This is a genomic window from Herbidospora sp. RD11066 (genome assembly GCF_054661255.1).
On record NZ_BAAGDO010000004.1, the window covers coordinates 602,075 to 615,909 of the forward strand.

General features: G+C 69.4%; 16 protein-coding genes and 1 tRNA gene. 5 read left to right on the forward strand and 12 right to left on the reverse strand.

Going from position 1 to position 13,835, the window contains the following annotated elements; all coding sequences use genetic code 11:
* Positions 1 to 38 precede the first annotated feature (38 nt).
* Both ACYQ78_RS19525 and ACYQ78_RS19530 read left to right on the forward strand, forming a co-directional pair.
* Complete coding sequence (locus ACYQ78_RS19525) at positions 39 to 806, forward strand: toxin glutamine deamidase domain-containing protein (protein ID WP_459802286.1); 768 nt, start codon at positions 39 to 41, stop codon at positions 804 to 806.
* A complete protein-coding gene (locus tag ACYQ78_RS19530) occupies positions 803 to 1,066 on the forward strand; it encodes a hypothetical protein (RefSeq protein WP_459802287.1) in 264 nt (87 codons plus the stop codon). Before ACYQ78_RS19525 ends, ACYQ78_RS19530 begins: the two co-directional genes overlap by 4 nt.
* On the opposite strand, the gene ACYQ78_RS19535 is transcribed toward ACYQ78_RS19530, so the two are convergent.
* The 4 genes from ACYQ78_RS19535 to ACYQ78_RS19550 form a co-directional block, all read right to left on the reverse strand.
* Complete coding sequence (locus tag ACYQ78_RS19535; protein ID WP_459802288.1) at positions 1,063 to 3,561, reverse strand: ABC transporter permease; 2,499 nt, start codon at positions 3,559 to 3,561, stop codon at positions 1,063 to 1,065. The two genes, ACYQ78_RS19530 and ACYQ78_RS19535, sit on opposite strands and share 4 nt — an antisense overlap.
* Before the next feature lie 3 nt (positions 3,562 to 3,564).
* Entirely contained in the window at positions 3,565 to 4,308 is a 744-nt protein-coding gene (locus ACYQ78_RS19540) for an ABC transporter ATP-binding protein (protein ID WP_459802289.1), read from the reverse strand.
* A gap of 92 nt (positions 4,309 to 4,400) precedes the next feature.
* Complete coding sequence (locus ACYQ78_RS19545) at positions 4,401 to 5,078, reverse strand: response regulator (RefSeq protein WP_459802290.1); 678 nt, start codon at positions 5,076 to 5,078, stop codon at positions 4,401 to 4,403.
* Complete coding sequence (locus ACYQ78_RS19550; RefSeq protein WP_459802291.1) at positions 5,075 to 6,256, reverse strand: sensor histidine kinase; 1,182 nt, start codon at positions 6,254 to 6,256, stop codon at positions 5,075 to 5,077. The genes ACYQ78_RS19545 and ACYQ78_RS19550 overlap by 4 nt, the downstream gene beginning before the upstream one ends.
* 404 nt (positions 6,257 to 6,660) lie before the next feature.
* On the opposite strand from ACYQ78_RS19550, the gene ACYQ78_RS19555 reads away from it, so the two are divergent.
* Positions 6,661 to 6,837, forward strand: coding sequence for a hypothetical protein (locus ACYQ78_RS19555; protein ID WP_459802292.1), 177 nt, complete (start codon positions 6,661 to 6,663; stop codon positions 6,835 to 6,837).
* Here the strand turns inward: ACYQ78_RS19555 and ACYQ78_RS19560 are convergent, their stop codons facing one another.
* A complete protein-coding gene (locus tag ACYQ78_RS19560) occupies positions 6,838 to 7,923 on the reverse strand; it encodes a hypothetical protein (RefSeq protein WP_459802293.1) in 1,086 nt (361 codons plus the stop codon).
* Between the two features lie 81 nt (positions 7,924 to 8,004).
* On the opposite strand from ACYQ78_RS19560, the gene ACYQ78_RS19565 reads away from it, so the two are divergent.
* Positions 8,005 to 8,352, forward strand: a complete 348-nt coding sequence (locus ACYQ78_RS19565; RefSeq protein WP_459802294.1) for a hypothetical protein — start codon at positions 8,005 to 8,007, stop codon at positions 8,350 to 8,352.
* On the opposite strand, the gene ACYQ78_RS19570 is transcribed toward ACYQ78_RS19565, so the two are convergent.
* The 6 genes from ACYQ78_RS19570 to bcp form a co-directional block, all read right to left on the reverse strand.
* Positions 8,349 to 9,098: a hypothetical protein gene (locus ACYQ78_RS19570; RefSeq protein WP_459802295.1), complete on the reverse strand. Its 750-nt coding sequence runs from the start codon at positions 9,096 to 9,098 to the stop codon at positions 8,349 to 8,351. The two genes, ACYQ78_RS19565 and ACYQ78_RS19570, sit on opposite strands and share 4 nt — an antisense overlap.
* A gap of 60 nt (positions 9,099 to 9,158) precedes the next feature.
* Positions 9,159 to 9,392 carry a hypothetical protein gene (locus tag ACYQ78_RS19575; RefSeq protein ID WP_459802296.1) on the reverse strand — a complete coding sequence of 78 codons (234 nt, stop codon included), beginning with the start codon at positions 9,390 to 9,392 and terminating at the stop codon, positions 9,159 to 9,161.
* Between the two features lie 33 nt (positions 9,393 to 9,425).
* Positions 9,426 to 10,283 (reverse strand): helix-turn-helix domain-containing protein, encoded by an 858-nt coding sequence (locus tag ACYQ78_RS19580; protein ID WP_459802297.1) that lies wholly within the window; start codon positions 10,281 to 10,283, stop codon positions 9,426 to 9,428.
* Between the two features lie 79 nt (positions 10,284 to 10,362).
* Positions 10,363 to 10,638: a hypothetical protein gene (locus tag ACYQ78_RS19585; protein ID WP_459802298.1), complete on the reverse strand. Its 276-nt coding sequence runs from the start codon at positions 10,636 to 10,638 to the stop codon at positions 10,363 to 10,365.
* Positions 10,639 to 11,398: 760 nt separating this feature from the next.
* Positions 11,399 to 11,472, reverse strand: a tRNA-Leu gene (locus tag ACYQ78_RS19590).
* Between the two features lie 37 nt (positions 11,473 to 11,509).
* On the reverse strand, positions 11,510 to 11,980 hold the full coding sequence (gene bcp / locus ACYQ78_RS19595; protein WP_459802299.1) for a thioredoxin-dependent thiol peroxidase: 471 nt from the start codon (positions 11,978 to 11,980) through the stop codon (positions 11,510 to 11,512).
* Between the two features lie 116 nt (positions 11,981 to 12,096).
* On the opposite strand from bcp, the gene ACYQ78_RS19600 reads away from it, so the two are divergent.
* A complete protein-coding gene (locus ACYQ78_RS19600) occupies positions 12,097 to 12,444 on the forward strand; it encodes a DUF3618 domain-containing protein (protein WP_459802300.1) in 348 nt (115 codons plus the stop codon).
* 195 nt (positions 12,445 to 12,639) lie between these two features.
* Here the strand turns inward: ACYQ78_RS19600 and ACYQ78_RS19605 are convergent, their stop codons facing one another.
* Positions 12,640 to 13,797 (reverse strand): amino acid deaminase/aldolase, encoded by a 1,158-nt coding sequence (locus ACYQ78_RS19605; RefSeq protein WP_459802301.1) that lies wholly within the window; start codon positions 13,795 to 13,797, stop codon positions 12,640 to 12,642.
* Between the last annotated feature and the right edge of the window lie 38 nt (positions 13,798 to 13,835).

The following is a 13,835-nucleotide window of genomic DNA, read 5'->3' on the forward strand; positions in this document are numbered from 1 at the left end:
GCCCCCTTACCATCGGTCACATCGAAGGGAAGGGGACGATGGCCGATCGTCAGTCCCGGTGGCGGTTGCCGACCGGCGTCTACAACCCTGTCGTCACCGGTGACGGGCGCCGCTGGCGCGACTACGAGAAGGCCGCCGAGGCGCCCGCGCCGTCTCTCGACCCGTGGCCGCCGAGGCTGCCGCCGAGTGGCGACGACTGGTTCGACCGGGCGTCGCGGCCGCGCGCGCTGGAGGAGTCACGGCCCTACGGCGTGCCGGGCGGGCTGGCCCGGCCCGATCCGGAGGCCCAGCGGGACCTCGCGGAGGCACTCCACGGCAGGTTCCCCGATCCGCGCGGCACGTGGATCCGGCTGATCAACGCCGAGGGGCCGACCGACGACCCGTTCCGGTCGACCAACGCCATCGACTGCGCGCTGTCGGTCATGTCGTCGTGGCACGGCGAACCCGTCGTCGCGGCGGCCCGGCAGCCGGAATACGACCGGGTGGGCAAACCCGTCCTGTCGGGGGAGGCGGGCGGGGTGGCCAGGGCCGAGCAGTGGCTCGGCCATCGTTTCGAGTACGTCGGGCAGGGCCGCCGCGCCTACGGGGTGGTGGCCGGGAGGTTGCGGTCGGCCGGGCACGGCGCCGCGACCGTGCTCATCACGCGCTGGCCCCACGGGGGCAGCCATGCGTGGAACGCGGTGAACTCACAGGGGGAGGTGCTGTGGATCGACGCACAGCGGGGGCATATGGCGATCGAGCCGCCCTACGAGAACGTGACGGGGGTGTTCTGCGTGGTCCTCGATCGCGGGGGGCAGCGGGTGTGAGCCCCGAGACCGCCCGCGCGCTGGCCGAAGAGTGGTTCAACGGGGGCCGGGGGAACGCCTTCGACGTCGCCATCTACGCCTTCGACGACGGCTTCGTGGCCTGGGTCCGGGACGACGAGCCGGCCGATCCGTCCGTCCTCCCGGCGACCGTTGGGGGCGGCTGCATCGTGATCGACCGGCGCACCGGCGAACTGGCCGTCCGCCCCCTGCTGGGGCCGGAGTTCGTGGCCGAGCAGTGGCCCGACCACGTGCCCCGTTAGCTGCCGGCCAGGGAGCCGACGATCGACGCCCTGGCGGCGCGGCGGGCGGGCAGCACCGCCGCGAGCACTCCGGCCAGCGCCGACAGCACCAGATAGAGCAGCACCTGGAGGATCGGCACGCTGAAGACGGTCTTGTTCGGGATCGTCTGCAGCGCCGCCCAGCCGAAGGCGATGCCGATGACGATGCCGATCAGCGCCCCGATCAGGCCCAGCACCAGCGCCTCGACCGAGAGCATGCCGCGCAGCTGCGGCCGGGTCAGGCCGAGGGCGCGCAGCAGTGCCGACTCGCGGGTGCGTTCGTGCACCGACAGCGACAGGGTGTTGGCGATGCCGAGCAGCGAGATGAGGATCGCCAGCCCGAGCAGCGCGGCGAAGATGGTGAACATCATGTCGAAGGCCTCGTCGAACTCGCCGCGCACCTCGGCCGCGCTGACCAGCTGCGCGGTCGGGTAGGCGGTCAGGGCCGCCTCGACGGCCCGGCGTGAGACGTCGGCGGCGACGCCGTCCTTGGCCTTGACGTAGACGCGGGCCGGGCCGATCGGGCCGAAGTACTTCTCGAAGTCGGCCACGTTGAGCGTGTAGGGCATCGACTCGTTCAGGCTGCCGGTGGCCAGCACGGCCACCACCTTCACCTCGACGTTCCCGGCCTCGGTGGTGGTGAGGGGGACGGTGTCGCCAATACGTACATTCAGGTCTTTGGCCTGGTTCTCGTTCAGTGCGACGGTGCCGGCGGTGAGCGCGGCGAGCGAGCCGGAGACGACCTCGGGCCGGAACGCCGCGCCGTCGGGCAGGCTGCCGATGAAGGCCCCGCCGCTGTCGATCTGGCGCGTCTCGGCGACCAGCCCGACCTCGGGCAGCGCCCGCAGGGTGCCGGGCACCTCGGGCGACAGCAGGGGCACGCCGCCCTCGCGGCCGTACTGTGCCGAGACCATGAAGTCGACGGGGAACTGCTCGTCGAGACTGCTGGTCACGGTGGCGCGGGTGCTGGTGGTGATCACCGAGATGAGGGTCATCAGGGTGACGCCGATCGTCAGCGCGACCGTCGTGGTGGCGGCCCGCGTGGGGTTGCGGCGCGAGTTGTCGACGGCCAGCCGCCCCGGCACCCCGAAGACCTTGCGCGGCACCCATCCGGCGAACGCGGCCAGCGGCCCCATCAGCATCGGGCCGACCGCGATCACGCCGAGGAAGAACACCGCGCCGCCGCCCATCGCGGCGATCAGCCCGGCGTCGCCGTCGAGCATCCAGATCGCCACGGCGGTCAGCCCGAGGCCGCCCGCCAGCAGCAGCCCCGAGATGATCGACCGGGCCAGGCCCGCCCGGAAGGTCTGCTCCTCGACCTGGCTGCGCAGCGCCGCGATCGGCGCCACCCGGGTCGCGCCCCGGGCCGGCAGCACCGCCGAGGCCACGGTCACGAGCAGCCCGACGACCAGCCCGAGCACGATCGTGCGCGGTGTCAGCGCGATGCTCGCGTCCACCGGCACGGGCGCGCCGAAGGAGCCCAGCGCCTTGAGCGCCACCGTCCCCAGCCCGAGCCCGACGAGCAGCCCCAGCGCCGAGGAGATCAGCCCGACGACCACCGACTCCAGCAGGATCGACCGGAACACCTGCCCGCGCGTCGCCCCGATGCAGCGCAGCAGCGCCATCTCGCGGGTCCGCTGCGCGACCAGGATGTTGAACGTGTTGTAGATGACCAGCGCCGCCACGAACATCGCGATGAACCCGAAGAGCAGCAGCACGAGAATCAGGTAGTCGAGCTGCACGTTGCTCTCGAGGGCCAGCTTCTGGGCCAGTTCCTCACCGGTCCTGATCGTGTACGTCTTCCCGATGGCCGCCCCCGCGGCCTTCTTCAGCGTCTCGGGCGACACCCCGGGTGCGGCGGCCAGGTCGACCTCACGGAAGCCCTTCTCCCCGGTCATCTCCAAAGCGGTCGCCGTGTCGAACCCGACCGCCCCCGAGAAGGCCAGGTTCTGGTCGACGCCCATGTCGACGATGCCAACCAGGGTGAACTCCCGCGGCTTCTCGGCGACATCGAGCACGGTGATCACGTCGCCCACCTTGAACTGCCGCGTGGTGGCGGTGTTCTCGTCGAGCACCGCCTCCCCGGAGTTCGCCGGGCCCTTCCCGCTGACGTAGTTCGACCGGTCGAGCGGCCCGCTCGCGATGGAGATGCCGCTGGTCGCGGTCGATCCGGCGGCCCGGCCCGACTTGTCGAGCAGCGGCGCGGTGCCCCGCACGAGCCCCTGCGCGTCGGCCACCCCGGGCAGCGCCTTCAGTTTCTTCAGTACGTCGCCCGGGACGTCCGGCCCGTCCTTCGGGGTGACCGCGACGGCGACCTTGGCCGCGTCGGCGGTGAAGAGCTGGCGGAAGCCCTGCTCGATGGTGTCGGTCAGCACGAACGTGCCCGCGATGAACCCGACGCCGAGGGTGATGGCCAGCGAGGTGAGCAGCAGCCGCATCTTGTGCGCCAGCAGCCCGGCCAGTGCGGTGCGCAGCACGGCTCAGGCCTCCAGCTTCAGCAGCGTCTCGTGCACGCTCTGCGGGGTCGGCCCGGTCAGCTCGCTGACCAGCAGCCCGTCGCGGAGGAACACCACGCGGTCGGCGTAGGAGGCGGCCTGCGGGTCGTGGGTGACCATCACGATGGTCTGGCCCAGCTCGCGCACCGACCGGCGGAGGAACGAGAGGACCTCGGCGCCGCTGCGCGAGTCGAGGTTGCCGGTCGGTTCGTCCGCGAAGATCACCTGGGGCTTGCTGATGAGGGCGCGGGCCACCGCCACGCGCTGCTGCTGGCCGCCCGAGAGCTGGCTCGGCTTGTGGGACAGGCGGTCGCGCAGCCCCACGGTCTCCACCACGCGGTCCATCAGCACCTGGTCGGCCTGCCGTCCGGCGATCTCCAGCGGGAGGCGGATGTTCTGCTCGGCGGTCAAGGTGGGCAGCAGGTTGAAGGCCTGGAACACGAACCCGATGCGTTCGCGGCGCAGCAGCGTGAGCTGCTTGTCGGACAGCGTCGTGATGTCGGCGTCGCCGATGTGCACGTGGCCCGAGCTGACCGTGTCGAGCCCGGCCAGGCAGTGCATCAGGGTGGACTTGCCCGACCCCGACGGTCCCATGATCGCCGTGAACGCCCCCGACGCGAAACTCACGTCGATGCCGCGCAGAGCGTGCACGGCGGCGTCGCCCTGGCCGTAGACCTTGCTGAGCCCGCGGGCCACGACGGCGGCGCGGAGGTCGGTAGTCATCGTCATGGTCTTAGACGCTATTGACGCGATCTTGACTTTTCCTCGCCCGCCCGGACGGCCTCGGCGTGCGCTTTTCGTCGGCTCGCCGGGGTGGGTTCCTACCGGGGAGGTAGCCGGGGGTCAGACTTTCGGCCAACGACACCCGATTCGTACGCGTAGACCACCACCTGCGCCCGGTCGCGCAGCTCCAGCTTGGCCAGGATCCGCCCGAGGTGGGTCTTCACCGTCGCCTCGGCGAGGGTGAGCCGGGTGGCGATCTCGGCGTTCGACAGCCCCCGCGCCACGTGGACGAGCACCTCGCGCTCCCGCGCGGTCAGCGTGTCGGGCTCGGACGGCGCGGTGGCCTCGGGCAGGTAGGCGGAGACGAGGTCGAGCAGCCGGCGCGTGGTCGACGGCGCCACCACGGCGTCGCCGTCGTGCACCGACCTGATCGCGCTGAGCAGGTCGGCGGGCGGCACGTCCTTCAACAGGAACCCCGACGCACCCGACCGGATCGCCGCGAAGGCGTATTCGTCGAGGTCGAACGTGGTGAGGATGAGGACTTTGGGCGGGTCGGGCAGTGAGGTGATCAGCCGGGTGGCCTCGACGCCGTCCATGCGCGGCATCCGCACGTCCATCAGCACCACGTCGGCCACGAGCCCGCCCTTGACCAGTTCGACGGCCGCCGCCCCGTCACCGGCCTCCCCGGCGACCTCGATGTCGGGCTGCGCCCCGAGCACCATCCGGAACCCGGCCCGGACGAGCTCCTGGTCGTCGACGAGCAGAACACGAATCACCGCATACCTCCTGCTGGAATGCGCGCCACCACGAGGAAACCGCCCCCGGACTTGGGTGCCGCGTGGACGTCGCCGCCGTACATGGACACCCGTTCGCGCATGCCGATGAGGCCGTGGCCGCCCTCTCCGGTGGCGGAGGCGGCCCCCCGCCCGTCGTCGGTGATCCGCAGCAGCACGTCGTGGCGGCCGTAGACCACCTGGACCAGGGCCGTGACCCCGGGACCGCCGTGCTTGAGGGTGTTGGTCAGGGCCTCCTGGACGATCCGGTAGATCACCAGCTGGAGCCCTTCGGGGAGATGGTCGGGCGTGCCGTCGACCCGCATGTCGACGGGGAGGCCGGATGCGCGCACCTGACGTACGAGATCATCGAGCTGCCCGAGGCCCGGTTGCGGCGAGTACTCCTCGGAGTCGGCCCCGTCGTCGCGCAGCACCCCGACCAGCCGCCGCATTTCGGCCAGCGCCTGGCGGCCGGTCGCGGAGATCGCCTCGACGGCCCGTTTGGCCTGGTCGGGATCGCTGTCGATGGCGAACCCGGCGCCGTCGGCCTGGACGACGATGACGCTCACGTTGTGCGCCACGACGTCGTGCAGCTCGCGCGCGATGCGGGCCCGTTCGGCGGCGGTGGCGATGAGCGCCTGCTGGTCGCGCTCGCGTTCGGCCCGTTCGGCCCGCTCGACCAGGTTCGCCACGAACCGCCGCCGCATGTTGACGTATATCCCGGCGATCCAGACGGCGGCCACGAACGCCGAACTGGCCAGGAACACCTCGGCGTTGAACCCGCCCAGGTCGCCGAGCGACAGGGTGATCCCGAGCTCGGCGATGCCCCCCGCCGCGATGGCCCACGGCAGCCGGCACGAGGCGACGACGCCGAACATGGCGACCAGCACGGCCATGTTGGCCGGAAGCGGCGTCACGTCGCCGAGCCACTGGAGGAAACTGATCCCCGAGACGACCGCCATGACCTGCAACGGGAACCGCCGCCGCCAGAACAGCGGCACGACCAGCAGCGCGGAGAGCAGGAAGACGCCCAGGCCGCCGATCTCGGGGCTGCCGGTGACCGCCAGCCCGGTGGCGATGTAGGGGGCGCTCAGCAGTGAGTACAGCACGAGGGGCGACACCACGAGCGTGTCGATCCACGCCGGGTGCCGCCGCCGGAACGCGCGAAGCTTGCCGAGCACGCCTCAAGAGTACGTACGCGGTGTTCCCGGCACGGTCCACCTCACGACGGATTCGGTACTACGACCCAGGTCGCAGAGCAGGTGGTGCTTACACGCCTCTTACGCGGGGGCGGGCATAGTTAATCCCGGGAGCGCATCCTTGGGGTGTAAAGGGAGACAGATTCGCAATGACGGATCACGGAACCGGGCCGCGTGGCACTGAGGACACGAACACGACGCCACGCGGCCCGGCCGGCACCTTCGCCTCACCCGTACCTCCCCGGCTCCGCTTTCGCGGCCCTTCCGGTTCTCAGAGTTCGACGGCTTACGCTTTCGCGCCCGGCGGGCCGGGCTGGAACGCACCGGGCTGGCGTACGGCCAACCCGGAGCCTCCTCAACCGAAGCGGTTCGCCCGTTTTCTCCCATTGCTCGCCGCCGCACTGGTCGGCGCGATCCTCGGCGGCTTCCTCGTCGCCTTGGTGGGGCACCCCTGGCGAGACGACCGGCCCGCCTTCCGCGTGGAGATGAACGAGCCGATGCGCGGCATGCCGCGCGGCTGCGAACGCACCGACATGGGCTTCCGCTGCGAGTTCCCCCGCTAGCTACCCCGTCGTCAGAACCGGGCCGTCGGGTCGCGTGTCGGCCAGATGCCAGAGCCGGGAGGTCCCGGCCTCGACGCCGAGATCGTCGCGTCCCTCGTGGTGGACGCCGTATCGCCCACCGGTCGGCACCTCGAGAACGGTCCAGGAGATGGCGTCGGGAGAGGTCCCGATGATCACCGGCCGCTGCTGGGCGTCCCAGCCCTCGGCCTGGGCCAGCGCCGAGATCCAGATCTTCCCGGACGCGTCCGCCACGATGGAGTGCAGCCCGATGATCTCCGGCGGCAGGGGGACATCGGTCCAGGTGTCGCCGTCGTACCGGCTGAGCAGCGGTTCCGTCGGGCGCGGCTCACCGCGCGTGTAGTTCGTCCCCACGACCCAGGTGTCATCGGGTGTACGCGGCAGCACGTCCTCCAGGATCGACCCCTCGCTGAAGGGCGGCGGGTAGGGGACGCTCTCCCACGTGGTTCCGCTGAAATGGGCGACCCCCGGGACGGAGTCGTCCTCGCTCGGAGCGCCACCGACCGCCCAGGCTCCCTTGACGGCCAGCACCTTCTGCATCGGCATCGGATACGGGACCCACGCGGCGCCCTCCCGCCGCCAGATGACGCTGGCCCCGGGCTGGGTGCGCTGGTTCGCGGGCACCCATAATCCCGTCGAGGTCGCCTCGGGCGCCGCCGACGCCAGCCCCGGAGGGGCCGGGACCTCGACGAACCCGTTCCCGGCGAGCTGCGCGATGTAGGCGGACCCGTTCCTGGTTCCGCCGATCCAGACCTCGCCCGCGGTGGTCGCGCTGACGCTGGCGAGCACGCCCCGGCTGGCGAAGTTGGGGATCGTGAACCCGGCCCAGCGTGTCCCGTTCCAACGGTGGACCACGGGGTTGCCCGGGTAGCCGGGTTTGAGCGCCTGGTACCCGACGATCCAGACCTGGTTCTGTACGGGAGCGGCGATGTCCAGCAGCTCGGCTTTGGCGCGGAGCTCGGGCAGCGGGTGGGTCTGGAGCACCGGATCGGCGGCGAGCGCGGGCGAGGGGACCATGACGGCGAGAGCGAGAGCGGCCGCCGCGACTCGGGTGACGAAGAGTCTCATGGGGCCAGCTTCTCCTGACTTTCCCGAGAATGATCGGCTTTGTCCCGGTCGTTCACCACGAATTTCCAAGAGAATCGGTCCGTGCGGAAACTGGCTGCGTGTGTCGCGTTGTTATCGCTGACGTCCTGCGGATATCTCCAGGAGCAGCGCCTCCTGCGTTCTCTGCCCGCGATGGAGCAGGTGGCGAAGACCGCCCCACCGTGGGACGGCAAGGAACACCATCAGAAGGTGGGCGAGCTCGAATTTCAGGACATCTGGAGAGACGGTGACCGCGTCTACTTCCGGGAGGGCGAAGCCGTCGTCGGCGTCGACCCGTTTGGCTACGTCTGGAGCCCCAAGAGCATTCCGACCGACGGCCCCAACCGGGGCATCTATTCGTTCTTCGAACACATCCAGGGCTCCTGGTACCACTGGAGCGACAGCTACTAAACGGGGCACTTCAGTCGGTCGGGGTCCTTGACGACACCCACGTCGGCCAGTTTCCTGGCGCGCGCCGGCAGCTCGACGGACTGGCTGGGGTCCGCCGGGAGGTCCGTGGCCTCCGGAACGGCGTACAACTCGACCGTGAATCGTCGGCCCGCGCCCTGTGGCGTTTCCGAGCCCAATTGGATGCTGGATTCCCAGGAGCCCGATGTGTATATCGCTCTCGCGAAATAGGGCGTGCCATCAGGGTTGCGGGTGATGAGCCAGATGGCTTCCCGGGGAAGAGGTTGCGCGGTTCCCGCGGCGAGGCCACAGGTGGGCAGCAGTGCGCCTTCCCGGGGATGCGTGATCGTGGTCCCGTTCGCTGGCAGAGGGGGAGAGGTCTCGGCCGGAGCGGCGGTGAAGGCGGGCAACTCCCTGACCGCCACGACCCCCAGCACCCCGAAAGCGCACACGGCCAGTGTCATCGAGGCCCCACCCAAGGTGAATCGCTGATTGACCTGGACGTTCACCGACACATGATCTGTTCTGGGTGTGGCGGCCTCCGCCGCGGGGGTGTCCGGGCGCCGCATGGCCATGATCTGGAGGGTCAGCGCGACGATCGCGGCCGCTCCGGCGATCACGCTCGCCATTTTGTCCGCCTGGTCGAGATCACTCCAGACGAGAATGGCGACGACCGCCAGGATGATTGCCGCGATTCCGCCCACAATGGGCAAACGCGACGGCCTTTTCCGGCGCCTTCTCTCGGTCACGGACGAAATTATGGAGCGGCGCCGCCGCTCTTCTCCGCCGGTCGGAAGAATCGTTCTCGCTCAGGGAGAAGGCCCGCCGGAGATGGTGGCCTGCTCGATGAGTTGCGCGCGTAACTGCTCGGGACTGCCGAACAGGGTCGCGGCATACCCTTCGGGGCGCGACATCCAGTTCATCTGGCTTCGGCGGGTGGCGTTCCACGGCCGGTCGACCGATTCGCCCTGCCCTCGCCAGAAGCGCCAGGCCGGATACGTCTCTCTGAGTTGTCTGATGAGGGAGGGTTCCTCGAAGGACATACGCCGACCGTAGAAATCGGCCGGGCGCCAGGACTAGAAGATTTCCCGAGATTGCAGCAGAGCACGTGCGGCGCCTATCTCCGCCCGCGCCGCCTCGCCGTAGACGGCCTGCGACTGCAAAAGTCTGAAGATCCGCAGGTACGTGTCGATCTCCCCGGGACTCTTGGTGCGGTAGCCGCCGGTCCAGTGCTCACTGCGCACCAGCGACTCGTCGTAGATGTAGAACCCCTCCCCGGGCCAGAGGGTGCGGAGACGGCCGAGAGGGACGATGCCCAGCGCGACGTTCGCGAAGCCGGAGGCGCGCTCGATGTAGTCGAGTTGATCCAGCATCACCGCGACCCCGCCCCGCTGGGCGTAGAGCGCCCCCGCCTCGACGACGAACGAGAACGTGCACTTGCCCGACTCGAGAACGCGCAAGCGGTTCAGCCGCCCCTCGACGGCCTCCTCGACGTCGTCCGCCAGGCCGTGGAACCGGGACACGTCCTCGATGACGGCCCGGGTGTACCCCCGCCTCTGCAGGAAGCCGGGAATGGTCTGCGGCTCGTAGGCGCGGATCAGCCTGGTCTGTTCGTAGAGGGGCCTGAGCCGCTCGCTCTGCTGGTTGAGCCCGGCCCGCATAGCCTGCCGGTGCTCCTCCCACATCTGGTCGATCTGCCGGTGCGCGGCGATCAGCTCGGAGACCTGGTCTTCCGCGTCGCACGCGCGACACCACACCCGGATGTCGGCTTCGGTGGGATTCTGCCGCCCCAGTTCGATCCGGGAGATCTTGGAATCACGCATTCCCGATCGGGCCGAGAGCTGACGGCCGTTGAGCTCGGCGTCCAGACGCAGGGCGCGAAGCCGCTGCCCGAACGCCTTGCGCGCGGCCAATACCTGGTCTTGTCCGGACAACGTGGGACGCCGTCAGGCGGGCCGGCAGCGGTGCCGCGTGACCGCCCAGAGGGCTCCGCGGCCGATGCCGTTGACCAGGTCAGCGGGTGCCTTGGGGGAGATCAACTCCATAGTGCTCCCTCACGTACTTCCGGACGAACACGTTCACGGTCCGTTCGGAGAGCTCTCCGAACGTCTCATCTTCTCCGAGGCCGACGAGCTGAGCGCCCACCCCGGGACCGCGCTTCTTGACCTGGACGAGCCAGGAGCCCCGATTCGTCTGGTAGAACGTCTCGCACTCGTTGTCCTGGTTGGACTCGGGGTCCTTGCAGTAGAAGGTAAGAGAAAGATCGTCATCGTCGCCGTGGGATTGCACGAGATTTCGACCCTCCTGGTCTTGGCGGCAATCCCCAAGAGTCACTTAGTGTGAGTGCACAGTCAAGATTCGTGATCTCACGAATGGCCGGGCAATGAGCGGCTCGACGGATTTCCGGCGGGGATTTGGCACTAAATGCGCTCCGATTTGCGCTCTATATCCCATTTAATGGGGTACGGCATGGTGCCCAAGTGGCTGCCGGGCCATTCTCCCCTCGGGAAGAAAGTTGGAGCGATGAGCCCCTCCAAGAATCCCGCCGAGGCCCTGCAAAGCGGGAGCCATAGCGAACGAAGGCTTCGACGTACGAAGCGAGAGGGGCCGAACGAAGCAAGGCCGTGCCTGGGGGCCCTTCGTGAAGGAGTGAAGTGACCCGGAGCGGAGCGGCGCCGGGGCGCGACAGCGGCTAGCGGGAGCGCGAGGGGGCGCAAGCCCTCTCGTGTCGGGGGTCGTCCCTGCGTGCTCCAAGTGGACCAATTGGGCACTTGTTAGCCGCATACTCCTCACGGCCAACATCCTTAGCCGAGGAGTACACCGGCCCTCCTGAGGGTCGGTTCGTAGACCAAGTGGCGAGCGAAGCGAGAGCGGTCCGAGCGGAGCGAGGCCTTGCCTGGGAGCGCGAGGGGCGGAGCGCCTTCGCAAGGAGCGTAGCGACCCGGAGCGGAGCGACGTCGGGGCGCGACAGCGACCAAGGGGAGCGCGAGGGGGCGATCAGCCCCTTCGCAGCGGGGGGTTCGGGGGGTCGTCCCCCCGAGTGAACCAGTGGGGTTGGCGGGACTCGAACCCGCGCTGGCATGATCCTAAGTCATGTGCCTCTGCCAATTGGGCTACAACCCCGATGAGCGGAAGTGATCCTACCTCCCGCCCTGAGGCATCAGGAAACCCCGAGTTCCTTCAGCAGCCGGGCCACGTGTCCCGTCGCCTTCACGTTGTAGAGCGCCTTCTCGATCTTCCCGTCTCCGTCGATGACGAAGGTCGACCTGATCACGCCCATGATGGTCTTGCCGTAGTTCTGCTTCTCGCCGTAGGCGCTGTAGGCCTTGTGGACCTCCAGGCTCTCGTCCGAGAGCAGCGGAAAAGTCAGGCCGTCGCGTTCGGCGAACTGGCGGAGCTTGGCCGGCTTGTCCTTGGAGACGCCGAGGACGGTGAAGCCGTGGCCGGCCAGGGAGCCGAGGTTGTCGCGGAAGTCGCAGGCCTGCTTGGTGCAGCCTGGAGTCATCGCCGCTGGGTAGAAGTAGAGGACGACGCGCTTGCCGTGGAGCGAGTCAAGCGACACCTCGTCGCCGTCGGCGCTGGTCAGGGTGAAACCAGGAGCTGCGTCGCCGGGTTCGAGTCGCTGGGTCATGTCGCCTCCGTTGCGGTCCGTCTCGACGCGAACAAACTACCGGTTCGGCCGCTGCGGGTTGCGCGGTCCGCACCTGGCAGACTTGATCGAACACACCCTGTGACAGGAGGCGACCAATGGCCGACACCGATCCGGACACGCTTGAGGGGCGCATTGAGCGCACGCGCGCCGAACTGGCCAAGACGGTCGATGCCATCGCCGACCGGGTGAGCCCGAAGAAGGTCGCCGGTCGCAGTGTGGCCAAGATGAAGTCGCAGGTCAAGGCGCAGACCGAGCATGTCGTGTCGACCATAGGGGACATGGTGGGCAACCCGGCCGCCCAGTCTCCCAACGGCCACCGCCCGGCCGAGGAGCCCTGGGACGACGACTATCCGGCGACCCCGATCGCCCCGGTGCTGATCGGCATCGGCGCCGTCGTCGCGATCGGCGCCCTCATCGTGATCATGCGGCGCCGCAAGCGCTGAAAATGTCGTGACCCCGGGTCGGGAGGCGTCGATGACGACCCGATCGGGGCCGGGCTGATCCGAAAGTGATCCTTCCGGATGACCGTCACGCTCCCAAAGGAGGCCCTGTGCACACAGCGCATCGCCCCTTCCGGAGCTTGGCGCCGGATGCAAGTGGCCGGCCAAGGTGCGAGCCTGTCCAGTGGGCGGGCCGTTCTACAGGAACGTCTGGCCCTCGCCGCGATAGGTCGGGGCCTCTCCCGTCACGCGGTCGCCTTCGACCAGGTGCAGGGTGCTGAAGCGTTCGCAGAGTTCGCCGGCCTTCGCGTGGCGGAACCACACGCGGTCGCCGATCTCGAGGTCGCCGGCGGCCTCGCCGTGGAGGGGTGTCTGGACCTCGCCGCCGCCCTCGTCGCGGTTGTAGCGCAGCCCCTCCGGCAGGTAAGGGACGGGGACGCGTCCCGGTCCCGCGCCGGAGGCCGGATAGCCGCCGCCCAGGACCGTCACGACCCCCCGGGCGGGGCGGCGGACGACGGGCAGGGCGTAGAGGGCCGCGGGGCGGCCGGTGAAGTTGCTGTACCGGTCGAACAGGGCCGGATGGTAGAAGCCCGAACCGGCGGTCACTTCGGTGATCGCGTCTTCCCGGGTGGTCGTCTCGATGCTTCCGGTGCCGCCGCCGTTGACGAATTCCAGGTCGGCCACCTCTCTCACCGCTTTCACGATCGCGGCCCGGCGGTCGGTCAGTTCGCGGCGGGAGCGGCGTTGCATGAGGCGGACCGCCATGCCGTACAGGCCGGGGATGCGGTCGCCCAGGCCGGCGATCTGGCTCTCGTAGGCCATCAGGCCGACCAGGTGCAGCGCCGGGTTCTCGCCGATCAGGAGGGCGAGGTCGGCGGCCTGTGCGGGGGTGCGTACCGGCGAGCGAAGCACACCCGCCCGGAAGGCGCCCACGACGTAGGCCGCGCAGACGTCCAGGCAGACCCGAAGCGGATAACGGCCGGTCAGCAGGGGGAACTGCTCCGCGGAGTCGACCATCAGGGTGATCTCGCGGGCGGCCCGCTCGTCGGAGGCCAGTGAGGCGATGGCGGCGCGGTCGGTGGTCGGGTAGGCCACCAGGATGTCGCGGAATCCGTGCGAGACCAGCCACAGCGCCTCGGGCAGGGTGAAGGCCATGACGCCCTGATATCCGGGCAGGTCGAGCACGCGCCGGAGCACCTCGCGGGAGCGGATCGACTTCGAGGCCACCCTGATCGGCTTGCCCGCCGCCCGTTCGGCCATCGACCGGGCGTTGGCCGTCATCGCGTCGAGGTCGACGATGGCCAGGGGCGGGTCGAGGTGGGAGGTGGCCCGGTCGTATCGCTGCCGGTCGCTCATGCGCAGCACTTTACCTGGCAAAACCCGTCACAAGATCG